Consider the following 21,607-nt stretch of genomic DNA (forward strand, 5'->3'; position numbering starts at 1 on the left):
CACCCCCGACCAGCCGGGAGCAGAGCAGCCCATGGCCACCGACTCCGCACACCCCTCCACCCGCAACACCCGCCCGCCGCTCGCCCAGGCGGCCTTCGGAGTAGGTGTCGTCGTCCAGGACGGGGAGGGCAGGATCCTCCTCGGCCGGCACCGCGACGGCACCTGGGAACTGCCCGGCGGCAAGATCGATCCGACGCACGAGTCGGTCGCGGCCGCCGCCGCGCGTGAACTGCGCGAGGAGACGGGGCTCCGTGTGTCCGAGGGGGCCGTGAGCGTGTTCGCGATGCTGTACGACGTGGTCGGCGGCATCAACCGGATCAGCATGGCGGCGCTGGTGAGGGTGGAGGCGGCCGACGCCGAGGTCACCGAGCCCCACCTCATCAGCGCGTGGCGGTGGACCGCGCCGGACGAGCTGCCGGACGCCTTGTTCGATCCCTCCGCCCAGATCCTCGCCGCCTGGCGCCCGGACCTCGGCATCCGGCACCCCCCGGCCCACCACCTGCCCATCGCCCTCCCGTCAGGCGCTGGCCTATAGCTGTTAATCATTTGCCTAAAGCTCATAGGCAGATCTAGCCTCGCCGACATGAGAGCAGTCAGTGAGCAGGACATCCGGGGTTCGTTCGTCAATTGTTCCAAGGGCGAGGCGAAGCGCCTGCCGCTGCCCCGCGACCTCGACGAGCAGCCGTGGGACGACCTGGACTTCCTGGGCTGGCGGGACCTCTCCGCGCCCGACCGGAGCTACATCGTCACCGAGCACCACGGCGAGCTGACCGGGGTCACGCTCCGCTTCCCGTCCCAGCAGCGCGGCTTCCTGCACCGCAGCATGTGTTCCGTCTGCCTGACGACGCATCCGGGCAACGGCGTCTCGCTGATGACCGCCCGCAAGAGGGGGCAGGCCGGCCGGGAGGGGAATTCGGTGGGCATCTACGTCTGCACCGACCTCGACTGCTCGCTGTACGTCCGGGGCAGGAAGCTCCCGGCGTCCGGACGGCGCTTCGAGGAGTCACTGACCGTGGAACAGCAGATCGAGCGGACCAGGAACAAGCTCTCCGCCTTCCTGGACACCCTCGCCGCCTGAACGCCGACCTCGCACCGTCGCCGCCCACGTCGCCCCGTCACCCGATCACCCGCGTCGCGGCCGGAACACCCTCACGGCCGGCCCCTCCTCCGGGGCCGGCCGTCACCGTAGGCGGTGACCGCCGAAGGCCGGCCTGCGCGGTGATCGCCGAAGGACCGGCCTACGCGGTGATCGCCGAAGGACCGGCCTACACGGGGCGGGCCGGAGCGGGGGTCTCCCGGAGCGCCTCGATCACACTCTCCACGTGCGCCCGGGCCGCGGCGTCCGCCGCCCCGGGATCTCCTGCGACCACCGCGTCGATGATCGCCAGGTGCTGCGGCAGCGACTGCGCCGGGCGGCCGGGGCGCAGCGCGAGGCGGAACTGGTACCGCACCATCTGCCCGTTCATCCGCTCGAGCAGCGCCTGGGCGACCTTCTGTTCGCCGACCTCGGCCAGGCACTCGTGCAGCCTGCGGTTCAGTACCGAGTAGGCGTCCGGGTCGCCGTCCGCCACGGCCCGGCTCATCCCGGCACCGATGTCCCGCAGTTCCTTGCGCACCGCGTCCGTGGCCAGCTCTGCCGCACGCCGGGCGCACAGGCCCTCCAGCAGGGCTCGGCACTCGGTGATCTGGATCGCCTCCTCGACGGAGATCACCCGGACCCGTGCCCCGCGCCGCGGGATCAGCTCCACCAGACCTTCCGCGGCGAGGTCCTGCAGGGCTTCGCGCACGGAGCTGCGGGTGGCCTGGTAGACCTCGGACAACTCCTGTTCGACCAGGCGCTGTCCGGGCACCATGTCGCCGGCCGCGAGCGCCTCCCGGATGCCACTGCAGACCGCACTCCGACCCTGTCGGCCGGTGACCTGATTCGACGTCACCCCTCCGCCTTCCGTACTCGTCCGGAAATCCCCTCCGTGGCGCGCACCCTCCACGCCGACGCTAGCAGCGATGATGCACGAAACTTTCTCGTCAGGCATATTGTCAACAATTTCGTCGACGGTTACGGTGGCGTGACAGCCGGCCGGGGTGTGGCGGTACGGGGAGGACGCGCTCCGGACCGGCACGCCCCGGGTATCACGAAGAGGAACACGATGATCATCGACTGCCACGGCCACTACACGACGGCCCCGCCCGCACTGGAGGCCTGGCGCAAGCAGCAGATCGCCGGGCTCGGCGGCCCTTCGCCGGCCCCCCTGCGTTCCGACCTCAGGATCAGCGACGACGACCTGCGCCGGAGCATCGAGCCGAACCAGTTGCGGCTCATGGACGAACGCGGCATCGATCTGACGGTCTTCTCCCCCCGCGCGTCGTTCATGGCCCACCACGTCGGTGATTTCGCCACCTCTTCCGAGTGGGCGGCTCTCTGCAACGAGCTGTGCTTCCGCGTCAGCGAGCTCTACCCGGAACGCTTCGTCCCCGCCGCGATGCTGCCCCAGTCCCCGGGCGTCGACCCCGCGACCTGCATCCCCGAACTCACCCGTTGCGTGGAGGAGTACGGCGCCGTCGCACTCAATCTCAACCCGGACCCCTCGGGCGGCCACTGGACGTCACCCCCGCTCACCGACCGCTCCTGGTACCCGGTCTACGAGAAGATGGTCGAGTACGACGTCCCGGCCATGATCCACGTCAGCACGAGCGTCAACCCGGCCTTCCACACCACCGGTGCGCACTACCTCAACGCCGACACCACCGCCTTCATGCAGCTGGTGCAGGGCGACCTCTTCGCGGACTTCCCCACCCTGCGGCTGATCATTCCGCACGGCGGAGGCGCCGTCCCCTACCACTGGGGGCGGTTCCGCGGCCTGGCGACGGCGCTCGGGAAGCCGTCCCTGGAGGAGCACGTCCTGGGCAACGTCTTCTTCGACACCTGCGTCTACCACCAGCCCGGCTCGGACCTGCTGTTCGACGTCGTCCCCACCCGGAACATCCTCTTCGCCTCGGAGATGATCGGTGCCGTCCGGGACATCGATCCGCGGACCGGTCACCACTTCGACGACACCCGCCGCTACGCCGAGGCCGCAGGGCTGTCCCCGGAGCGCCTGGCCGACGTCCAGGAGCACAACGCCCGCTCCGTCTACCCCCGTCTGGACGCGCTGCTGAAGCGCCAGGGCCGCTGAGACCCCGCCGAAGAAGGAGAGCACAGCCATGCACGAACTCGGAGTCGTCCACCGCGGCGTCGTCCGTCCCGACCGCCGTGCCGTCGACGCGCTGAAGCCCTTCGGTGTCAGCACCGTCCACGAGGCCATGGGCCGCCTGGGCCTGATGCGCCCGTACATCCGACCCGTCTACCCGGGTGCCGCGATGTGCGGCACGGCGGTCACCGTACTGCTGCAGCCCGGCGACAACTGGATGCTGCACGTCGCGGTGGAGCAGCTCCAGCCCGGTGACGTGCTCGTGGCGGCGTGCACCACCGAGTGCGAGGACGGGTTCTTCGGCGAGCTGCTCGCCACGTCCGTGCGCGCGAGGGGAGGCATGGGCCTCGTCATCGACGGCGGCTGCCGCGACGTCACCGCCCTGCGGGAGATGGACTTCCCGGTCTTCAGCCGGGCGGTCAACTCCAAGGGCACGGTCAAGGCCACCCTCGGATCGGTCAACGTCCCCGTCGTCTGCGCCAACGCGCTCGTCCGTCCCGGTGACGTGGTCGTCGCGGACGCGGACGGAGTGGTCGTCGTGCCCGCGGACCGGGTCGCCGAGGTCGCCGAGGCCTCCCGGCGCCGGGAGGACCTGGAGGAGGAGAAGCGCGCACGGCTCGCCGCGGGTGAACTCGGCCTCGACATGTACGCGATGCGCGAGCCGCTCGAGGCCGCGGGTCTGCGGTACGTCGACTGACGGAGGCCGGGAGCCGGTGAGGCTCAGCCTCGGTGAGGCCCCCGAGCGGCGGGGAGGATCACATCGCCTCCGTGAGCGGGCCGCTCCTCGGTACGACGACCGGTGATCCGTCGCCCGGCGCCCGCAGGATGTCCGCGTCGAGCGCGTAGAGCTCCTTCACCAGCGACTCGTCCACCGTGTCGGCCGGTGTGCCGCGGGCGACGACGCGCCCGTCCTTCATGGCGACGAGGAGATCGGCGTAGCGGGCCGCGGCGGCAAGGTCGTGCTGGACCATGACGACGGTCCGCCCCGACCGGGCCACCTCGCGTACGAGCTCCATGACCTCCACCGCGTGGCCGAGGTCGAGGGCGCTGGTGGGTTCGTCCAGCAGGATCACGGGGGTGTGCTGGGCAAGGACCATGGCGAGCCAGCACCGTTGGCGCTGGCCGCCGGACAGCCTGTCGAGGCGTTCGGCGGCCAGTTCTGTCGTTCCGGTGGCCTCCAGCGCGTCGCGTACGGCGTCCTCGTCCGCGCGTGACCACTGGCGCAGGAGCCCCTGCTGGGGGTGGCGGCCATAACGGACGAGTCCGGCCACCGTGACGGCTTCCGGGGCGCGGGGTGACTGGGGCAGCAGGGCCACTCGATGGGCGGCGCGGCGCCGGTTCAGCTCCCAGATGTCCTCGCCGCCGATGTGGACGGTGCCGGAATCGGGCCGGTGCAGGCGTGCGATCGTGCGCAACAGGGTCGACTTGCCGCAGCCGTTGGGGCCGACGATCGCGACGACCTGTCCGGTGCGGACGGTGAGGTCGACGTCCTCGACCACGGGGCGGCCCGGGTACCCGGCGTGGAGGGCCCGGACGTCGATGCCGGGCGCCGGTGTGCCGGTGCCGCCGGGGGCGCCGGTCGCGGGGGTGGTGGTGTCGGTCATGGGGGTGGTCACGCCTTTCCGGTGGCACGGTCCGGGCGGAACAGGACCCAGAGCAGGAAGGGGCCGCCGAGGACGCTGGTGACGACGCCGACGGGCAGTTCGACGGGTGCGGCGACGCGCCCCAGCGCGTCGGCCGCGGCGATCAGAGCGGCCCCGGCCAGTGCGGAGCCGGTGATCGGCACCCGGGTGGGACCGGCAAGCCGCTGGGCCAGGACGGGGGCGGCGAGCGCGACGAAGGCGATGGGACCGCCGACACCGACCGCCGTACCTGCGAGGGCCACGGCGAGCGCGAGGGCGCCCGCGCGCAACCGGCGCAGGTCGACGCCGAGGGAGGCCGCCATGTCGTCGTCGAAGCGCAGCAGTTGGAGCCTGTGCCCGACGGCGAGGGCGAGCGGGACCAGGAACAGCAGGACGAGCGCCAGTGGCGTGCCGACGCCCCAGTCGCGTCCGTTGAGGCTGCCGACGGCCCAGAGGAACACGCCGCCCGCGGTGTTGTCGTTCTCGCGGGACATGATCAGGTCGCTCACCGCGCCGATGAACGTCGAGACCCCGATCCCGGCCACGAGGACGCGGTAGCCGGCGCTGCCCGCTCCGCCGGCGCACAGGACGACGACCACCGCGGCGGCGGCGGCTCCGATGGGCCCGAGCCACCAGTCGCCGACCATCCCTGTGGTGGAGCCGGCCGCGGCGGCGACGACGGCGGCCGTGGCCCCGTCGTTGACGCCGACCAGGTCGGGGGTGGCGAGGCGGTTGCCCGCGAGGGTCTGGGTGAGGCAGCCGGCGATGCCGAGGGCCGCGCCGACCATCAGTCCGGCGAAGATGCGGGGCAGCCGGAAGTCCCGCACGATCATGACGGTGCCGGGGTCGCCGGTGCCCAGGAGCCCGGAGACGGTTTCGGACAGGCTCATTCCGGTCGAACTCGCCATCACGGCCAGGGCGATGAGGACGGCGATGAGCGGGACGAGCAGCACGGCGGCGAGTGCGCTGCGGCGCGGGAGGAGCCAGGAGAGCGTCCCGGTGCGCAGGACGGTGCTGTCGGGGGGTGTCACATCCGTCATGCCGTGCCTCCCGCGGTGGACAGGCGGTCGGAACGGGCGATCCAGACGAGCAGCGGTCCGCCCACGAAGGCGAGCAGCACGCTGACCGGCGTCTCCCAGGGCCGGATGACAATCCGCGCCAGGATGTCGGCGACGATCATGATGTCGGCCGCGATCACCGCGGACAGGACGAGTTGGGCGGTCATGCGCGGCCCGGTCAGCGCCCGGGCGGCGTACGGCGCGAGCAGTCCCAGGAAGGCGATGGGCCCGGCCACGGCGACGGCGCAGCCGGCGAGCAGGGAGACGGCTCCCGCGACGACGAGACGGATACGGCCGGGGTGGTGGCCGAGCGAGCGTGCGCCGTCGTCCCCGAGGCCGAGCGCCGAGAGGGGGCGGGCGCAGCCGAGCGCGACCAGCAGACCGAGGGCGACGAGCGGCAGGAGCGGTACGAGGTCGGAGATCTCGACTCCGGCGAGCGAACCGATCGTCCAGTAGCGGTAGGTGTCGAACGTCGACCGGGTGCCGAGCAGGACGTACGAGGTGCAGCCGTGGAAGGTGGCGCCGAGTGCGGATCCGGCCAGAACGAGGCGCAGCGGAGAGCCCGCGGTGCGTCCGGAACCGGCGAACAGGAGGACGACGGCGCTCGCGGCCATGCCGCCGGACAGGGCCCACACCAAAAGCGCGCCCGGGGAGTCGGCGCCGAAGAAGGTGAGCCCGAGCACAACGGCGAACGCGGCACCGGAATTGACGCCGAGCAGTCCGGTTTCGGCCAGAGGATTGCGGGTGGCGGCCTGGAGGAGGCAGCCCGCCGCACCGAGGCAGGTACCGACGAGCAGGGCGGCAATTGTGCGCGGGAGGCGTACGTCCATGACGGCCAGCCGGATCTGGGCGTCGCCACGGGCGGCGGCGTCACCGGTGATGAAGTCCCAGGCGCGGCCCGCGGAACTGGAACCGGTGCCGACGAGGAGGGAGAGCACCACCAGGCCGAGGAGAAGGACGAGAAGTCCCGCGGTGGTCCACGGAACGGTGCGCCCCTCCGCCGTCATCGGCGGGCTTTCACGTTGGCGGGTTCCGGCTGTTCCGGGCCGGCCCCCTTGCGCTATCGACATAAGGGTAGCCTAACCTAAACCTATCCGCCCGGTTCCGGCGGGTGCCCGGACTTCGTCATGCCCTGAAGAGGTGTCATGGCCCCAGCCCACTCCCGTGATGCCGCGGGAGAGCCCGCCGGAACAGACGACCATACGAACACAGACGGAGACCCCAGGCCATGGCGCCCAGCTCGTTCCCCTCTTCCCGCGGTCACGCCCGCCCTGTCGTTGCGGCGTCCTTGCTCACTCTCTGCGCACTGACGCTGAGCGCCTGCGGGTCCTCCGAGCCGGAAGCCGCGTCCGACGACTCGGGCAGGTCGGGCGCCACCACCCACATCACCGACGCGACCGGCACGAAGGTGGACGTGCCCGCCGAGCCGAAGCGCGTCCTGGCGCTCAGCGAGATGGACCTGGACTCCGCACTCACCCTGGGAGTCGAGCCGGTGGGACTCACCGCGGGACGTGGCCAGAAGGGCGCCCCCGCCTATCTCGCCGACCGGGCCGAGGGCATACCCGTGGTGGGCGCGGTCACCGGCCCCGACATCGAGAAGGTCGTCCGGGCGAAGCCCGACGTGATCCTGGCCGGCCAGATGGCCGACGAGCAGGTGCTCGCGCAGCTGCGCAAGATCGCCCCCACCGTCGTCACCATCGACGGCACCAAGGACTGGAAGAAGTCCCTGGAGCTCACCGGCAGGACGCTCGGCAAGTCCAACGAGGCGGAGAAGTTCCTCGCGGGCTACGACACCGAGGTCGCGGCCCTCAGGACGGATCTCGGTACACAGGCCGGCGCGAGCGTCTCCGTCGCCCGCTACTCGGCCAAGGGCACCGCGGTCATGCAGCAGGGTGTCTTCATCAGCGACGTCTTGAAGGACCTCGGTTTCAAGCGCCCCGGCATCCAGAACGACAAGGGCGAGGGCCACTCGACGCCGCTCAGCGACGAGAACCTCGAGGAGATCGACGGCGACTGGCTGTTCATCGGCACCCTGGACGCCGGGACGGACGCGGGCCTTCTCACCGAACTCTCCGAGAAGCCCGCCTACCAGCAGCTGGGCGCCGTGAAGGACAAGCACGCGACTGTGGTCGACGGCTCCAAGTGGACCAGCCTCGGCGGCGCCCAGGCCGCGGTCTCGGTGCTCGAGGACATCCGGAAGGCCATGGTCAAGTGAGCACCGATCAGGAGCTCGCCGGCCGGCTGGCCCTCGTCACCGGGGCCGGCCGGGGCATCGGTGAGGCCGTGGTCCACGCACTCGCCGGACACGGCGCACGCGTCCTCGCCACCGACCTGCACACGGAGGGCCTCGCTGCCGCCGTCGCCGGCAGGTACGACGGCCGGGTCACCGCCCGCGAACTCGACGTGACGGACGCCGAGGCCGTGGAGGAACTCGTGGCGGAGACGGAGGACACGCTCGGGCCGCTCGACATCGCGGTCAACGTGGCCGGGATACTGCGCGGTTCGTCCGTCGCGGAGCTGACGGACGAGGACTGGGCGGCCACGTTCGCCGTCAACACCAACGGCGTGTTCCACGTCTCGCGGGCCGCGTCGCGCCGGATGGCCGAGCGGGGCCGCGGCAGCATCGTCACCGTCGCGTCCAACGCCGCCGGCATACCGCGCACGAACATGGCGGCCTACGCCTCGTCGAAGGCGGCGGCGGTCATGTTCACCAAGTGCCTGGGACTGGAAGTGGCGTCCCGGGGGGTGCGGTGCAACACCGTCTCCCCGGGATCGACCCTGACCGACATGCAGCGCGGCATGTGGGCGGCGGGCGGCCCCGGCAACGAGGAGGCCGGGGCCCGGAGCGTCCTGGAAGGGGACGCGGCCAGTTACCGGACCGGTATCCCGCTCGGCCGCATCGCCGACCCGTCCGACGTGGCCGACGCCGTCGCCTTCCTCGTGTCCGACCGCGCCCGCCACATCACCATGCACGACCTGTATGTCGACGGCGGAGCCACGCTGCGTGCCTGAGACGCACCGACCCGGTGCCGTCCTGCCGCAGTTCGAGCCCACCCCCACTGGAGACGAAACCATGTCTGCCTCCCTGCGCGTCCCCACCGACTCCCCCCCGCTCCGCTCCGCCGGCGCGGCGACCGCCCTGCTGGAGGCCTACCGGCCCGGCACGGACAGGTTCCTCGCCACACCCCGTCACACCCTGCTGGGCAGCGGCACCGCGGCCGAGATACCCCACGACGCACGCCCGGTGGCCCTTCGGGTGCGCGACGTCCTCGATGCCCGACGACGCGCGGGCGACCCGGCCCCCATGGTCATCGGCGCTCTGCCCTTCGACCCGGACGGAGCTCCCGCGCTGGCGGTTCCGTCATCCGTACGCCGGGCACCCGCCCTGCGCGAGGACCCGCTCATCGCTCTGCGGGGGCCGGACGTAGAACACGCCGCCGACTGGGCGATGCGCGAGGTCCCGGCCGCCGCCCGGTACGGCGACGCGGTGGCGTCGGCCGTGCGGCGCATGCGGGCCGGGGAGTTCGACAAGGTCGTGCTCGCCCGCACCCTGGAGCTCACGTCCTCCCACGCCCTCGATCTGCCCGCGATGCTGGGCCGGCTGGCACGCCGTGACCCGAGGGGCTACACCTTCGCGGTGCCCAGCGGCCCCGGCCGCACCCTCATCGGTGCCAGCCCGGAGTTGCTCGTGGCGCGCCGGGGCGGACAGCTCGTCGCCAATCCGCTGGCCGGATCGGCTCCCCGCAGCAGCGACCTGGCAGAGGACGTCCGGCGGGCGGCGGCGCTCCTCGAATCACCGAAGGACCTGCACGAGCACGCCGTCGTCATCGATGCCGTACGGGAGGCCCTCGCCCCGTTCTGCACGCGCCTGGAGGTCCCCGAACACCCCACGCTCGTACGGACGGCCACGATGTGGCACCTGTCGACGACCCTCACCGGAGACCTCGCCGACCCGGGGACCACCACGGCACTGGACCTGGCCTCCGCCCTGCACCCCACACCGGCGGTGTGCGGGACCCCGACCGACGTCGCCCGCGCCGTCATCGCCGAGTCGGAGCCCTTCGACCGCGGTGCGTACACCGGCATGCTCGGCTGGCAGGACGCTGACGGTGACGGCGAGTGGGTCGTCACGATCCGCTGCGCCGAGGCCGAGGGCCGCACCCTGACGCTGTTCGCCGGGGCCGGCGTGGTCGCGGCCTCGTCCCCCGCCGCCGAGACCGCGGAGACCGGGGCCAAGTTCCGGACATTCCTCGACGCCGTGGGAGCGACACTGTGACCATCGACTCGGGCGCCGACGCGCCCACCTGGCCCGCCGAGTTCGCCGAGCGCTACCGGGCGGCCGGCCACTGGCGCGGTGAGACCTTCGGCTCCGTGCTCGCCGGGCGCGCAGCCGCGCACCCCGACCGGATCGCGGTCGTGGACCCCGCGCCCGAGCGGCGCACCTGGACCTACCGGCAACTGGAGGAGAACTCGGCCCGCCTGGCGGCCGGTTTCGCCGCCCGCGGCATCTCCCGGGGTGACCGGGTCGTCCTGCAGCTCCCCAACATCGGCGAGTTCATCGAGGTGGCCTTCGCGCTGTTCCGCCTCGGTGCCCTGCCCGTGTACGCGCTGCCCGCGCACCGGGAGACGGAGATCGAGTACTTCTGCTCCTTCACCGAGGCAGTCGCCTACGTGATCCCCGACGCGCACGCCGGTTTCGACCACCGGGCGCTCGCGTCCAAGGTCAGGGAGCGGACGCCCACCCTGCGACACGTGTTCGTCGTCGGCGACCCGGGTGAGCACACCGCGCTGTCGGACGTGCCGTGCGCCCCGGCCGGAGAGCTCGCCGGACCGGAACCGCACGACCTGGCCTTCCTGCAGCTCTCGGGCGGTACGACGGGGGTGCCCAAGCTCATCCCCCGTACGCACGACGACTACATCTACTCGCTGCGCGGGTCCAACGAGATCTGCGGAGTCGACGAGGACACCCGCTTCCTCGTCGTCCTTCCGGCCGCGCACAACTTCCCCATGAGCTCGCCCGGCTGGCTGGGTGCGCTGTACGCCGGCGGCACCGTCGTCCTCTGCCCCCGCCCCGACCCGGCGACGGCCTTCCCCCTCGTGGAGCGCGAACGCGTCACGATGACGGGGATGGTGCCTCCGCTCGCCCTGGTCTGGACGGAGGCCGCCCCCGACGCCGAGGAGGACCTCTCCAGCCTGGAGCTGGTCCTCGTCGGCGGTGCCAAGTACAGCGAGGCGGCGGCCCGCCGCCTGGAACCCGCGCTCGGCTGCCGCCTCATGCAGGTCTTCGGCATGGCCGAGGGGCTCGTCAACTACACGCGCCTGGACGACGACCACGAGACCGTCGTCACCACGCAGGGCCTCCCCATCTCCCCGGACGACGAGATCCGCATCGTGGACGACGCGGGCGACGAGGTCGCGGAGGGCGGCTACGGCCATCTGCTGACCCGCGGCCCGTACACGATCCGCGGTTACTGGCGTGCGGACGACCACAACGCCCGGGCCTTCACCCCCGACGGCTTCTACCGCACCGGCGACATCGTGCGCCGCACGCCGACCGGCCACCTCGTGGTCGAGGGGCGGGCCAAGGACCAGATCAACCGGGGTGGTGAGAAGGTGGCGCCCGAGGAGATCGAGAACATCATCCTCTCCCACCCCGCCGTGCACGACGTGTCCGTCGTGGGCGTCGCCGACGAGTACCTGGGTGAACGCTCCCTCGCCTACGTCATCCTGCGCGAGGGCGCCGAGCCGCTGAAGCCCGCCGCCGTCAAGCGACTGGTCCGCGAGCGTGGTGTCGCCGCCTACAAGGTCCCCGACCTCGTCGAGTTCGTCGACGCCTTCCCCCAGACCGGTATCGGCAAGGTCAGCAAGAAGGGACTGCGTTCCGAAGCGGCCCCCGCCCGGTCCTGACGACGTCCCCCCGAGTCCGCCGGAACGCACCCGCACCCGGCCCCTCCGACACACGCCGGCCTACGCCGGCACCCCCGAGTCCGCCGAGAGCGGCACCGAAAGGCCCCATCTCCATGGCACTTCCCGCCATCGCCCCCTACGCCCTGCCGACCGAGGCCGAACTGCCCACGAACCGCGCCGACTGGACCGTGGACCCCGCACGCGCCGTGTTGCTCGTCCACGACCTGCAGAACCACTTCCTCAGCGCCTACCCGGCCGGACAGCAGCCCCTGACCGGGATGCTCGCCAACACCGCCCGGATCATCGAGGCGTGCCGCAGAGCCGGTGTGCCGGTGGTCTACTCGGCGCAGAACGGCGGCCAGACCCCCGAGGAACGCGGACTCCAGCTCGACTTCTGGGGCCCCGGCGCGGCCGACGACCCCGAGGCCCTGGCCATTCCGGCGGCGGTCGCTCCCGTGGACGGGGACACCGTCCTGACCAAGTGGAAGTACAGCGCGTTCGTGCGCACCCGGCTGGAGGACGTCCTGCGTGAGTCCGGCCGCGACCAGCTGGTCGTCACCGGGGTCTACGCGCACATCGGCGTCCTGATGAGCGCCTGCGACGCGTGGATGCGGGACATCCGGGCGTTCGTCGTCGCCGACGCCGTCGCCGACTTCTCGCGCGAGGACCACGACATGGCGCTTCGCTACGCCGCCGGCCGCTGCGCTTCGGTGACCACGACCGACGCACTGCTGAAGGAGATCTGACCGCTGTGGCACTCACCCGTGAACTCATCCGCGCCGACGTCGCCGACTCGCTCGGCGAGGACCCCGCCGACATACCCGTGGACGAGAACCTCCTGGACTACGGGCTCGACTCCGTCCGCATCATGGCGTTGCTCGGGCGCTGGCGCCGGGACCACGGCGTGCGGGCGGACTTCGCCGACCTGGCCGAGCAGCCCTCCGTCGAGAGCTGGGCCGCGCTGCTGGGAGCCGTCTCGTGACCGTCCCGCTCACCGGGGACACCGGTCAGGATGGCCTCGGCCAGGGCCTTCTCCCGCTGACCGCCGCCCAGTCCGGCATGTGGTACGCCCAGTCGCTCGACCCGCTCAGCCCCGCACAGAACACGGCGGAGTGCCTGGAGATCGACGGGCCGCTCGACGCCGGACTGTTCACCGAGGCCCTGCGGCAGGTGGCCGACGAGACGGACTCCCTGCGGGTGCGGGTCGAGGAGTCCGCGGACGGGCCGCGCCAGTACCTCGGTCCCCTGGGCGAACTGCCGTTGACCGTGCACGACCTGCGGGACGCGCCGGACGCGGACCGGCGGGCCGAGCAGTGGATGCGCGCCGACCTCGCCGAGCCGTGCGACCTGGCTGCGGGCCCGCCCTTCCGCCACGCGCTCTTCCGCGTAGGCGACGAGCGGTGGCTCTGGTACCAGCGGATCCACCACCTCGTCATGGACGGTTTCGGCTACTCGCTCCTCGTCCGGCGTACCGCCGAGGTCTACTCGGCGCTGGTGCGGGGCACGGACCCCGGCCCCCGGGTCTTCGGGGCGCTGGCGGACCTGGTCGCGGAGGACACCGCCTACCGCTCGTCGGACGCCTTCGACGCCGACCGTACACACTGGCGCGAGGCGTTCGGCGACCGGCCGGAGGTGCCCCGGCTCGCGGGCCGGGGCGCACTCCCCTCGCGTACGTTCCTGCGCAGCACGGCCCATCTGGGACCGGCCGCCACGGAGAGTCTGCACGGGCTCGCCGAACGGCTGCGCGCGACATGGCCCGACGTGCTGATCGCCGCCCAGGCTCTGTACACCGCCCGGGCGACCGGTCGCGGCGAGGTCGTGCTCGGCCTGCCGATGATGGGCCGGCTGGGCTCGGTGTCGCTGCGCGTGCCCGGCATGGTGATGAACGTGCTGCCGCTGCGGCTGACGGTCGCTCCCGCCATGACCTTCGCCGAGCTCGTCCGCCAGGTCGTCCTCGGCATTCGCGAGGTCCGCCGCCACCAGCGCTACCGCTACGAGGACATCCGGCGCGACCTGCGACTGCTGGGCGAGAACCGGGCTCTGGTCGGCCCGCTCGTCAACGTCATGCCCTTCGACTACGCCCTCGACTTCGCGGGAGCGCCTGTCCGCGCCCGGAACCTGTCCGCCGGGCCGGTCGACGACCTCACGGTGAACATCTACGACCGGGCCGACGGTCTCGGGCTGCGCATCGACCACGACGGCAACCCCGCCCTGTACGACGAGGGCGAACTCGCCGCGCACCAGGCACGGTTCCTGCACCTCGTGGAGCGGCTGGTGCGGACGGACCCGCACAGCCCGACCGCCGTGCACGCCATCGTCACGCCCGCCGAACACACCCTGGTCGTCGACACGTTCAACGACACCGCCCGTGCTCTGCCGCCGACGACGCTCATCGGCCCGATCGAGTCGCGCGCCGCGCGCACCCCCGAGGCGACGGCCCTGGTGCACGGGGACACCTCGCTCACCTACGCGGAGCTCAACACCCGGGCCAACCGGCTGGCCCGGCACCTGCAGACGCTCGGCGCCCGGCCGGGCACGGTGGTCGCGGTGTCGGTGCCTCGTTCGGTGGAGCTGGTCGTGACCCTGCTCGCCGTACTGAAGGCCGGGGCCGCGTACCTTCCGCTGGACCCGGACTACCCCGAGCAGAGACTCGCCTACATGCTGCGGGACGCGGCGCCGGTGTGCGCCGTGACCGACCGGGCCGGACGGCTTCCCGACGGCACCGGTACCCCGCTGGTCGTCCTGGAAGGGCTCGACGTCTCCGGACATCTCTGGGTGAACCCGGCGCGCCCCCTCACGCCGGCCCATCCGGCGTACGTCATCTACACCTCCGGCTCCACGGGCCGCCCCAAGGGTGTCGTCGTGTCGCACGCGGCGATCGACAACCGGCTCCGGTGGATGCAGGGCGAGTACGGCCTGACCGCCGAGGACCGGGTACTGCAGAAGACCCCGTCGTCGTTCGACGTGTCCGTGTGGGAGTTCTTCTGGCCCCTGCGTCAGGGGGCCACGTTGGTCGTCGCCGACCCGGGGGGCCACAAGGACCCGGTCCATCTGGCCCGTCTGATCCGCGAACAGGCCGTCACCACGTGCCACTTCGTCCCCTCGATGCTCCAGGTCTTCCTCGCCGGGGCGGAAGCCGGCGCGTGCGGGAGCCTGCGCCGGGTCTTCTGCAGCGGTGAGGCCCTGCCCCGCGAGACGGCGACCTCCTTCGGGCGCGCGCTTCCCGGCGTCGAACTGCACAACCTGTACGGGCCCACGGAAGCGGCCGTCGACGTCACCCACCATCCGTGTGCGGCGGACGGTTCCGGACCGGTTCCGATCGGCAGGCCCGTGTGGAACACCCGGCTCTACGTGCTGGACGCGGCGCTGCAGCCCTGTCCCCCCGGGGTCGCCGGAGAGCTGTACCTGGCGGGCCGTCAGCTCGCCGACGGCTACCTGGACCGTCCGGAGCTGACCGCTTCCCGGTTCGTCGCCGATCCCTTCGGCCCGCCGGGCGAGCGCATGTACCGCACGGGGGATCTGGCCCGCTGGACGCCGGACGGCGAGGTCGACTACCTCGGCCGCACCGATCACCAGGTCAAGCTGCGCGGCCAGCGCATCGAACTCGGCGAGATCGAGGCGGCGCTGGCGGCGCGGGCCGGGGTGGACGGGGCCTGCGCCGTGGTTCGGGAGGACAGGCCGGGCGAGCAGCTGCTGGTCGGCTACGTGACCGGTGACGCCGACCCCGTGGCCGTACGCGCGGCGCTGGGGCGGGAGTTGCCGGAGCACATGGTGCCCACGGCCGTGGTGGTCCTCGACGCCTTCCCGCTGAGTCCGAACGGCAAGCTGGACCGCAGGGAGCTGCCCGCCCCCGTCTTCACCGGCGGAACGGCGTCCCGGCGTCCCTCCGGTCCGCGCGAGGAGACCCTGACCCGGCTCTTCGGCGAGGTCCTGGGCGTGGACCGGGTGGGCCCGGACGACGCCTTCTTCGACCTGGGCGGCACGTCGTTGCTCGCGGTGCGGCTCGTGGCCCGCGTCCGCGAGGAGTTCGGCGCCGAGCTGACCATCGGCTCGCTCTTCGAGGCGGCCACCCCTGCCGCCCTCGCCGTCCGGCTCGACACCGGGTCGACCGCGTCCGAGGACGCGCTGGACGTCGTACTGCGGCTGCGCGGCGGGGACCACCGGCCACCGCTGTTCGCCATCCACCCGGCCGGCGGCATCGCCTGGTGTTACGCCGGCCTGTCGGCCGGGCTGGGTCCCGGCCAGGCGCTGTACGGCATCCAGGCCCGCGGGCTCGTAGGCGACGAGCCCCTCCCGCGCACCCTCCAGGAGGAGGCGGCCGACTACGTCGGGCGCATCCGTGAGGTCCAGGAGCACGGTCCCTACCGGCTGCTGGGCTGGTCGGTCGGCGGGGTACTGGCGCATACGGTGGCCGTCCTGCTCCAGGAGGCCGGCGAGGAGGTCCAGCTCCTCGCCCTGCTGGACTCGTTCCCCGCCGAGCAGTGGAGGGAGAGGCCGGCCCCCGAGGAGGGTGACGCGCTCACCGCGGTGCTGCGCATGGCGGGCTTCGAGCGCACCGGCGAACGCACCCGGGCCGATGTGGTGACGACGCTGCGCAGGGCGGGCAGTCCGCTGGCCGGGCTCAGCGACCTGACCTTGTCGAAGATCGTCGACATCGTGCCCAACCACGCCCGCATGATGCGTGAGCACGAGCACCACGTCTTCGACGGCGACCTGCTGTTCTTCACGGCCGCAGCCCCGCGGGCCGAGGACTGGCTCACCCGCGAGGCCTGGCGGCCGCACGTGACCGGGAGCATCGTGAACCACGATGTCGACTGCACGCATCCGCAGTTGATGCAGGACCGGTTCCTCGACGACGTCACCGCCGTCCTGGCGGCCCGGCTGAAGGAGCTCGACGCATGAACGGCGAGAGCGGCCCGTTCGATCCCGGCGCGGAGGACGACGCCACCCATCTGGTGCTGGAGAACGCCCGGGGGCAGCTGTCCCTGTGGCCGGTCTGGCGCGAGGTACCACCGGGGTGGTCCGCCCGCCCCGGCCCGCCCCCTACGGGGCCTGCGCCCGCGAGTGGGAGCCGGGCCGCCGAGGGGAGGCCGGGCCACTGAAGGGAGCCCGCCCCGGTGCCCGCACCCCGGGGCGGGCCTCCTACGGCCTGGCCCCCGGGGTGTCCGGAGACAGCAGCTCCACCAGGCCGTCCGCCATTTCCGTTCGCCAGCACAGGTAGTCGTGCCCGCCGTTGAACTCCCGGTACGAGGCGTCCTCGTACCCGGCCGCCTCGAGGGTGTCCCGGAGCCTGCGGGCGGCCGGGAGGGCCACCCACTCCTGCTCACCGAAGGAGAGCCGGAAGCGGACCGGGAGCCTCGGCCCCCGGGCGATCTGCTGGGTCAGCCACTCGGCACCCGGGCCGTCCGGCCACCAGAAGGAACCCGACTGGACGAGGACGTTGCCGAAGCGCCCCGGTGCGGACAGGGCCGTATGGGCGGCACACAGCCCGCCCAGACTCTGCCCGGCGACGACGGTGCGCGCGGGGTCGTCCGTGACCGGCAGCCGGGCGGCCGCCCAGGGCAGCAGTTCGTCGGCGAGGAAGGCCGCGTACTCCGGACGGCAGGTCATGTCCGTCCAGCGGGTGTCCGCGTCCACGGACTCCGGAAGCAGGGCGACGAGCGGGGGGATCCGGCCGTCCGCGATGAGGTTGTCCAGCAGGTGTGCCAGGCCGAGACGCGGCTGCCAGTGCTCCCCGTCCAGGAGGACGAGCACCGGGAGGTCGGCCGGATGCCCGGCGGGCAGGGCCGGTTCGTAGAGCCATACGCGGCGGTTGCCGCCGAGGCCCCGGGCAGGGACGTCGTGGACGGCGGTACGGCCGTGGGCCACGTCCGGCCTGGGCTGCCAGTCCTGGGCGCGTGGGGCAGCCGGGAGTTCGGCGTAGGAGACCGGATCGCCGCTCCACCGGCGCGGCAGTGCCCGGGGATTGTGCGGGTCGGGCCGGCGCTGGGTGCGCAGCCACTGCCAGTAGGCGGGGGTGCCGCTCTCCGGGCCGCCCCCCTCGTCCACGTAGAAGTCGTACGTGCCCCGCCAGTCGTGGCGCAGCCGCAGCGTCCAGTGCCACACGTCCGTGCCGGGCAGCCGTTCCATCAGATTGCCCTCGGGGGCCCGGGGGTCGCCGAGCTTGTTGGGGAGCACCTGGACGGCGCGAGTGGCGGGGCCGCCGCGCCACAGGAACGTCACCGCGCGGTGGTCGTCGCTGCCCCGGGGATCCGGTGAGACGACCGGTCCGCGCACGGCGGCCCAGAAATCCTCGGTCCCCTGAGCGGCGGGAAGCGGGCATCCCGGTTCGGTGAGTCGCGTCAGGGGATCCGGACGCGCCGTCCTCGGCGGTCTGCGCGGGGCGTCCTGCGGCGGTTTCGACGTGATCACGAGGGAACTCCGAACAGAGGGACGTGCGACTTAGGGTCACCTTACCTTTTGTCCGGCCCCTCGCCACGAGGGGGTCACGGGGCGCGACTCCGACACACTAAGGCTAGGCTAACCTAAGCGAATCCGGGGGACGTTCGGCCACTCGCGAGCCGGGCGCCTGCCCGTCCCTCTTCACTCCGCCGCCAGGAGCAGCTCACCATGATCCCTGCCAGACCCTCCCGCACGCCCGCACCGGCCCCCTTCGCCTCCCGGCCCCGGCTGAGCCGGGTCGCCGCGCTCGCCGCCGGCGCGACGCTCGGCCTCGGCGCACTCGCCGTCCCCCTGACCGCCACCGGCCCTGCCGGAGCGGACGCCACCGAAGCGGTCGCACTCGTCGCGGACACCGTGGCGCCCGCGGTCACGCTGGGCACGACGTCCGTGAAGGCGGGCGGTGAGGTGACGTTCCAGGTGTCGGGCTTCCCCGCCGGAACGAAACTGGCCGTCAAGTTCGACGACACGACGGTCCTCCTGCGGGACCTGCCGATCGGCGACGACGGCAGCGCGTCGGGGCGGGTGACCGTCCCGGCCGACGCGGCCCCCGGCGGCGAACACTGGCTGCGGTTCCTGGCACCGCAGACGAGCGTCCGCAGCGAGAACCTGTCGGTGACGGGCACCACTTCCACTCCCGGCCCGACCCCGGCGCCCACCGCGAAGCCGACTCCCACACCGACACCCACGGCCACCGCTCCGGCCGCCACACCGAAGGTGCGGCTGGCCGGATCCGAGGTCGCAGCCGGCGGAAAGGTCACCTTCGCCCTGTCCGGATTCACCAGGGGCCAGAGCGTCACGGTCAAACTGGACGACACCGGCATCATCGGGCAGTGGCCCTCCGCCGTGAAGGCCGACGGCACCCTCACCGCAACGGTCACCGTACCCAAGTCGACTGCCGCGGGCGCGCATTGGCTGCGCTTCCTGGCGCCCGCCCCGTCGACGAGCCTGAAGGCGGACATCTCGGTGACACCCTCCGGCACGGGCGGCGGTGACACCGGCCCCTCCGCCGGAGGCACCTCCGGCGGAGGGGACACCTCCGGCAGTGGCGGCTCCTCCGGCACGGGCGGGTCCGGCACGGGCGGGTCCAGCACAGGTTCCTCCGGCACGGGCGGGTCCGGCACGGGCGGGTCCGGGAGCGGCACCGGCGCCGCCTCGGCCACGATCACGGCGGGCTCGCAGGTCGCCGCCGGCGGCAGGGTCTCCTTCCGGGTGACCGGATTCCCGGCAGGGCAGCAGCTCACCGTGAAGCTCGACGACTCGAAGATCATCGGGCAGTGGCCGGGCATCGGCGCGGACGGGTCGTTCTCGGGCAGCGTGACCGTACCCGCGGACGCCACCGCAGGAGCCCACTGGCTGCGCTTCCTCGCCCCCAACCCTTCGACGAGCCTCAGAGCCGACTTCACGGTCACCACGGGTGCGGCGGCCGACGCCGGGGCAACCACGGGCGGGAGGGCAACCGGCGGCTCCGACGCGCCGGTCCCCGCGGCCTCCGGCGCGCCTGCCGCCGCGTCCAACTCGCGGGGCGCCAAGGCCGAGGTGACGGCCGACCAGGTACAGGCGGGCGGGAAGATCCACTTCAAGGTGACCAAGTTCCCGGCCGGACGGACCGTCACCGTCAAGTTCGACGACGAGGAGATCCTCGGCCAGTGGAAGGCCGACGCCGCCGGCGCGTACGAGGGTGACGTGACCATACCGGCCGAGACCCAGGCCGGGGCCCACTGGCTACGCTTCCTCGCGCCCAACCCCTCCACCACGCTCAAGGTCGGCATCACGGTCAGCGCGCCCGGCACGGCGGCCGTGGTGGACGGCGCACAGGCAGCCGCCTCCACCGCGCCACGGATCGCCACCGACACCACCGCCACGGCCGCCTCCGTGAGCAGTCCGGTCTCGTACGCGACCATCGGCTGGTCGGCGGCAGCCGCAGCGGTGGGCGGAGCAGCCGGGGCGGCGGGGACCACCCTGTTCGCCGTCCGCCGCCGGACGGGCCCGGCCGCACAGGCCTGACATACGCCGACCGCGCACCCTCACAGGGAAGTTGTCGCTCAGGTCACACACCTGAGGGTGCGTTACTTAGGTTAGCCTAAGCTAAGTTCTAAGCATCGCGAATCCTCCGTAGCCAGCTGTCAGGGAGTTGACCCCAGCATGACCCCGTCCGTCCGCAGAAGCCCTCGCACAGTCATCCGCGCCGCCGTCGCCGTCGCGATCGCCGCAGGTACCACCGCCGCACTGACGGGTACCGCCGCCGCGCACACCGGCGGCGACGCCGTCACGGTCGCGCCGTTGGTCAAGGGCCTCTACCAGTCCTCGTACTCCGAGCGGAACAACGTCCTGTGGGTGTCCTCCGCCGTGGGCAGGCCGCCGGTGGTGAGCTCCAGCCTCCTCAAGGTCGACCCGAGGACCTTCGAGGTGGAGCAGACCATCACTCCGCCGGTCACCGACGCCGCCACGGGCGCGCTCGAGGCCGTCTACGGTGTCGCCGTCGACGACGAGCACAACACGGTCTGGACGACGAACACCCGCAACAACACCGTCGCGGTCTACAGCCAGCGCTCCGGCAAGCACCTGGCCACCCTGCCGAACGTGAACCACGCCCGCGAGATCGTCGTCGACGAGCGTCACGACACCGTGTGGACGAGCGCCTTCACGGACGGCTCCCTCGTCGCCTTCGACTCGAAGACCCTCAAGGAGAAGAAGCGCGTCACCGTCGCCGGCTCGGGCCCGACCGGCCTGGTGGTGAACGAGAGGACCGGCACGGCCTACGCCGCCGACCTCAACGGCGATCAGGTCATCGAGGTCACCACCCGGTCCGCAGCACCTCGGCTCGTCCCCGCCGGTGACGGCCCGATCTCGATCGCACTGTCCAGGAACGGCCGCACCGCGTACACCGCCAACCAGACCAGCGGTGACGTCTCGGTGATCGACCTGAGGAAGGGCCTGGTCACCAAGTCCGTCGCGACGGGTGCGGGCGCCCTGTCCGTCGCCCAGGACGACCGCACGGGCAACATCGTGGTCGTCAACCGCACCGCGGCCGACGTGACGGTGGTCGACCCCAAGAAGGGCAAGATCGTCCGGACCGTGACCACCGGCGCCGGCCCCAACCACGTGACGGTCGCCAACGGCACCGCCTACGTCGTCGACAAGTCCGGAGCCGGCCTCGACGGCGCCGACCAGCTCCACAGCTTCCGCATCACGCGCTGATCCTGGGCCGCTCCCCCAGCCCGAGTGCCGGGCCCGCCGCCCTGAGCGGCGCGGGCCCCGCACCCCCTTCGCCCCCGGCCGACTCCCGGCCGGGGGCGTTCGACGTCCCGGGCCCCCGACAGAGCCGGGCACCCGCGCGGCCCGACACCCGCAAGGCCCGCCCGACACCCGCAAGGCCGGGCGCGGCGGGGCC

The 21,607-nt window shown here is 72.5% G+C and carries 19 protein-coding genes; 14 read left to right on the plus strand and 5 right to left on the minus strand.

Annotated features, from left to right (window positions below):
* Positions 1-31 precede the first annotated feature (31 nt).
* Positions 32-535, plus strand: a complete 504-nt coding sequence (locus tag QFZ58_RS05290; protein ID WP_307128777.1) for an NUDIX hydrolase — start codon at positions 32-34, stop codon at positions 533-535.
* Between the two features lie 48 nt (positions 536-583).
* Entirely contained in the window at positions 584-1,078 is a 495-nt protein-coding gene (locus QFZ58_RS05295) for an FBP domain-containing protein (RefSeq protein ID WP_307123728.1), read from the plus strand.
* Positions 1,079-1,265: 187 nt separating this feature from the next.
* On the opposite strand, the gene QFZ58_RS05300 is transcribed toward QFZ58_RS05295, so the two are convergent.
* Positions 1,266-1,934, minus strand: a complete 669-nt coding sequence (locus QFZ58_RS05300) for a GntR family transcriptional regulator (RefSeq protein ID WP_307123729.1) — start codon at positions 1,932-1,934, stop codon at positions 1,266-1,268.
* A 213-nt stretch (positions 1,935-2,147) separates the two neighbouring features.
* On the opposite strand from QFZ58_RS05300, the gene QFZ58_RS05305 reads away from it, so the two are divergent.
* Positions 2,148-3,173: an amidohydrolase family protein gene (locus QFZ58_RS05305; RefSeq protein ID WP_307123730.1), complete on the plus strand. Its 1,026-nt coding sequence runs from the start codon at positions 2,148-2,150 to the stop codon at positions 3,171-3,173.
* Between the two features lie 28 nt (positions 3,174-3,201).
* Positions 3,202-3,885 (plus strand): 4-carboxy-4-hydroxy-2-oxoadipate aldolase/oxaloacetate decarboxylase, encoded by a 684-nt coding sequence (ligK, locus tag QFZ58_RS05310; protein WP_307123731.1) that lies wholly within the window; start codon positions 3,202-3,204, stop codon positions 3,883-3,885.
* A gap of 58 nt (positions 3,886-3,943) precedes the next feature.
* On the opposite strand, the gene QFZ58_RS05315 is transcribed toward ligK, so the two are convergent.
* From QFZ58_RS05315 to QFZ58_RS05325, 3 genes are read right to left on the minus strand one after another with little or no spacing between them, the layout of a single operon-like run.
* Positions 3,944-4,792: an ABC transporter ATP-binding protein gene (locus QFZ58_RS05315; RefSeq protein WP_307123732.1), complete on the minus strand. Its 849-nt coding sequence runs from the start codon at positions 4,790-4,792 to the stop codon at positions 3,944-3,946.
* An 8-nt stretch (positions 4,793-4,800) separates the two neighbouring features.
* The gene (locus tag QFZ58_RS05320) at positions 4,801-5,850 is read right to left on the minus strand and encodes an iron chelate uptake ABC transporter family permease subunit (protein ID WP_307123733.1); all 1,050 of its coding nucleotides are present in this window, start codon (positions 5,848-5,850) and stop codon (positions 4,801-4,803) included.
* Positions 5,847-6,875 (minus strand): iron ABC transporter permease, encoded by a 1,029-nt coding sequence (locus tag QFZ58_RS05325; protein ID WP_307123734.1) that lies wholly within the window; start codon positions 6,873-6,875, stop codon positions 5,847-5,849. The genes QFZ58_RS05320 and QFZ58_RS05325 overlap by 4 nt, the downstream gene beginning before the upstream one ends.
* Before the next feature lie 221 nt (positions 6,876-7,096).
* On the opposite strand from QFZ58_RS05325, the gene QFZ58_RS05330 reads away from it, so the two are divergent.
* The 8 genes from QFZ58_RS05330 to QFZ58_RS05365 all read left to right on the plus strand — a co-directional run bounded on the left by QFZ58_RS05330 (position 7,097) and on the right by QFZ58_RS05365 (position 16,877).
* Positions 7,097-8,083, plus strand: a complete 987-nt coding sequence (locus QFZ58_RS05330) for an ABC transporter substrate-binding protein (RefSeq protein WP_307123735.1) — start codon at positions 7,097-7,099, stop codon at positions 8,081-8,083.
* Positions 8,080-8,880 (plus strand): 2,3-dihydro-2,3-dihydroxybenzoate dehydrogenase, encoded by an 801-nt coding sequence (locus tag QFZ58_RS05335; RefSeq protein WP_307123736.1) that lies wholly within the window; start codon positions 8,080-8,082, stop codon positions 8,878-8,880. The genes QFZ58_RS05330 and QFZ58_RS05335 overlap by 4 nt, the downstream gene beginning before the upstream one ends.
* 61 nt (positions 8,881-8,941) lie before the next feature.
* Complete coding sequence (locus QFZ58_RS05340) at positions 8,942-10,144, plus strand: isochorismate synthase (RefSeq protein WP_307123737.1); 1,203 nt, start codon at positions 8,942-8,944, stop codon at positions 10,142-10,144.
* A complete protein-coding gene (locus tag QFZ58_RS05345; RefSeq protein WP_307123738.1) occupies positions 10,141-11,775 on the plus strand; it encodes a (2,3-dihydroxybenzoyl)adenylate synthase in 1,635 nt (544 codons plus the stop codon). The genes QFZ58_RS05340 and QFZ58_RS05345 overlap by 4 nt, the downstream gene beginning before the upstream one ends.
* Positions 11,776-11,888: 113 nt before the next feature.
* Complete coding sequence (locus QFZ58_RS05350) at positions 11,889-12,521, plus strand: isochorismatase family protein (protein WP_307123739.1); 633 nt, start codon at positions 11,889-11,891, stop codon at positions 12,519-12,521.
* Positions 12,522-12,526: 5 nt separating this feature from the next.
* A complete protein-coding gene (locus QFZ58_RS05355; protein ID WP_307123740.1) occupies positions 12,527-12,757 on the plus strand; it encodes a phosphopantetheine-binding protein in 231 nt (76 codons plus the stop codon).
* Between the two features lie 77 nt (positions 12,758-12,834).
* On the plus strand, positions 12,835-16,677 hold the full coding sequence (locus QFZ58_RS05360; protein WP_373428649.1) for an amino acid adenylation domain-containing protein: 3,843 nt from the start codon (positions 12,835-12,837) through the stop codon (positions 16,675-16,677).
* The gene (locus tag QFZ58_RS05365) at positions 16,674-16,877 is read left to right on the plus strand and encodes an MbtH family NRPS accessory protein (protein ID WP_307123742.1); all 204 of its coding nucleotides are present in this window, start codon (positions 16,674-16,676) and stop codon (positions 16,875-16,877) included. Before QFZ58_RS05360 ends, QFZ58_RS05365 begins: the two co-directional genes overlap by 4 nt.
* 40 nt (positions 16,878-16,917) lie before the next feature.
* Here QFZ58_RS05365 and fes read toward each other — a convergent pair whose 3' ends face one another.
* Positions 16,918-18,186 carry an enterochelin esterase gene (gene fes, locus QFZ58_RS05370; protein WP_307123743.1) on the minus strand — a complete coding sequence of 423 codons (1,269 nt, stop codon included), beginning with the start codon at positions 18,184-18,186 and terminating at the stop codon, positions 16,918-16,920.
* 198 nt (positions 18,187-18,384) lie between these two features.
* Here fes and QFZ58_RS05375 point away from each other — a divergent pair, with 198 nt between their 5' ends.
* Together QFZ58_RS05375 and QFZ58_RS05380 are read left to right on the plus strand one after the other, a co-directional pair.
* A complete protein-coding gene (locus QFZ58_RS05375; RefSeq protein WP_307123744.1) occupies positions 18,385-20,220 on the plus strand; it encodes a hypothetical protein in 1,836 nt (611 codons plus the stop codon).
* Between the two features lie 138 nt (positions 20,221-20,358).
* Positions 20,359-21,414, plus strand: a complete 1,056-nt coding sequence (locus QFZ58_RS05380; protein ID WP_307123745.1) for a YncE family protein — start codon at positions 20,359-20,361, stop codon at positions 21,412-21,414.
* Positions 21,415-21,607: the final 193 nt, after the last annotated feature.

It is taken from the genome of Streptomyces sp. B1I3 (assembly GCF_030816615.1).
GTDB lineage: Bacteria > Actinomycetota > Actinomycetes > Streptomycetales > Streptomycetaceae > Streptomyces.

Excerpts from the sequence above, each read along its gene's own strand:
- QFZ58_RS05340 (WP_307123737.1), top strand. The coding sequence starts at position 8,942 with ATGTCTGCCTCCCTGCGCGTCCCCACCGACTCCCCCCCGCTCCGCTCC.
- QFZ58_RS05290 (WP_307128777.1), top strand. The coding sequence starts at position 32 with ATGGCCACCGACTCCGCACACCCCTCCACCCGCAACACCCGCCCGCCG.
- QFZ58_RS05315 (WP_307123732.1), bottom strand. The coding sequence starts at position 4,792 with ATGACCGACACCACCACCCCCGCGACCGGCGCCCCCGGCGGCACCGGC.
- QFZ58_RS05360 (WP_373428649.1), top strand. The coding sequence starts at position 12,835 with ATGTGGTACGCCCAGTCGCTCGACCCGCTCAGCCCCGCACAGAACACG.
- QFZ58_RS05365 (WP_307123742.1), top strand. The coding sequence starts at position 16,674 with ATGAACGGCGAGAGCGGCCCGTTCGATCCCGGCGCGGAGGACGACGCC.
- QFZ58_RS05295 (WP_307123728.1), top strand. The coding sequence starts at position 584 with ATGAGAGCAGTCAGTGAGCAGGACATCCGGGGTTCGTTCGTCAATTGT.
- QFZ58_RS05320 (WP_307123733.1), bottom strand. The coding sequence starts at position 5,850 with ATGACGGATGTGACACCCCCCGACAGCACCGTCCTGCGCACCGGGACG.
- QFZ58_RS05305 (WP_307123730.1), top strand. The coding sequence starts at position 2,148 with ATGATCATCGACTGCCACGGCCACTACACGACGGCCCCGCCCGCACTG.
- QFZ58_RS05330 (WP_307123735.1), top strand. The coding sequence starts at position 7,097 with ATGGCGCCCAGCTCGTTCCCCTCTTCCCGCGGTCACGCCCGCCCTGTC.
- QFZ58_RS05325 (WP_307123734.1), bottom strand. The coding sequence starts at position 6,875 with ATGACGGCGGAGGGGCGCACCGTTCCGTGGACCACCGCGGGACTTCTC.
- QFZ58_RS05380 (WP_307123745.1), top strand. The coding sequence starts at position 20,359 with ATGACCCCGTCCGTCCGCAGAAGCCCTCGCACAGTCATCCGCGCCGCC.
- ligK (WP_307123731.1), top strand. The coding sequence starts at position 3,202 with ATGCACGAACTCGGAGTCGTCCACCGCGGCGTCGTCCGTCCCGACCGC.
- QFZ58_RS05375 (WP_307123744.1), top strand. The coding sequence starts at position 18,385 with ATGATCCCTGCCAGACCCTCCCGCACGCCCGCACCGGCCCCCTTCGCC.
- QFZ58_RS05350 (WP_307123739.1), top strand. The coding sequence starts at position 11,889 with ATGGCACTTCCCGCCATCGCCCCCTACGCCCTGCCGACCGAGGCCGAA.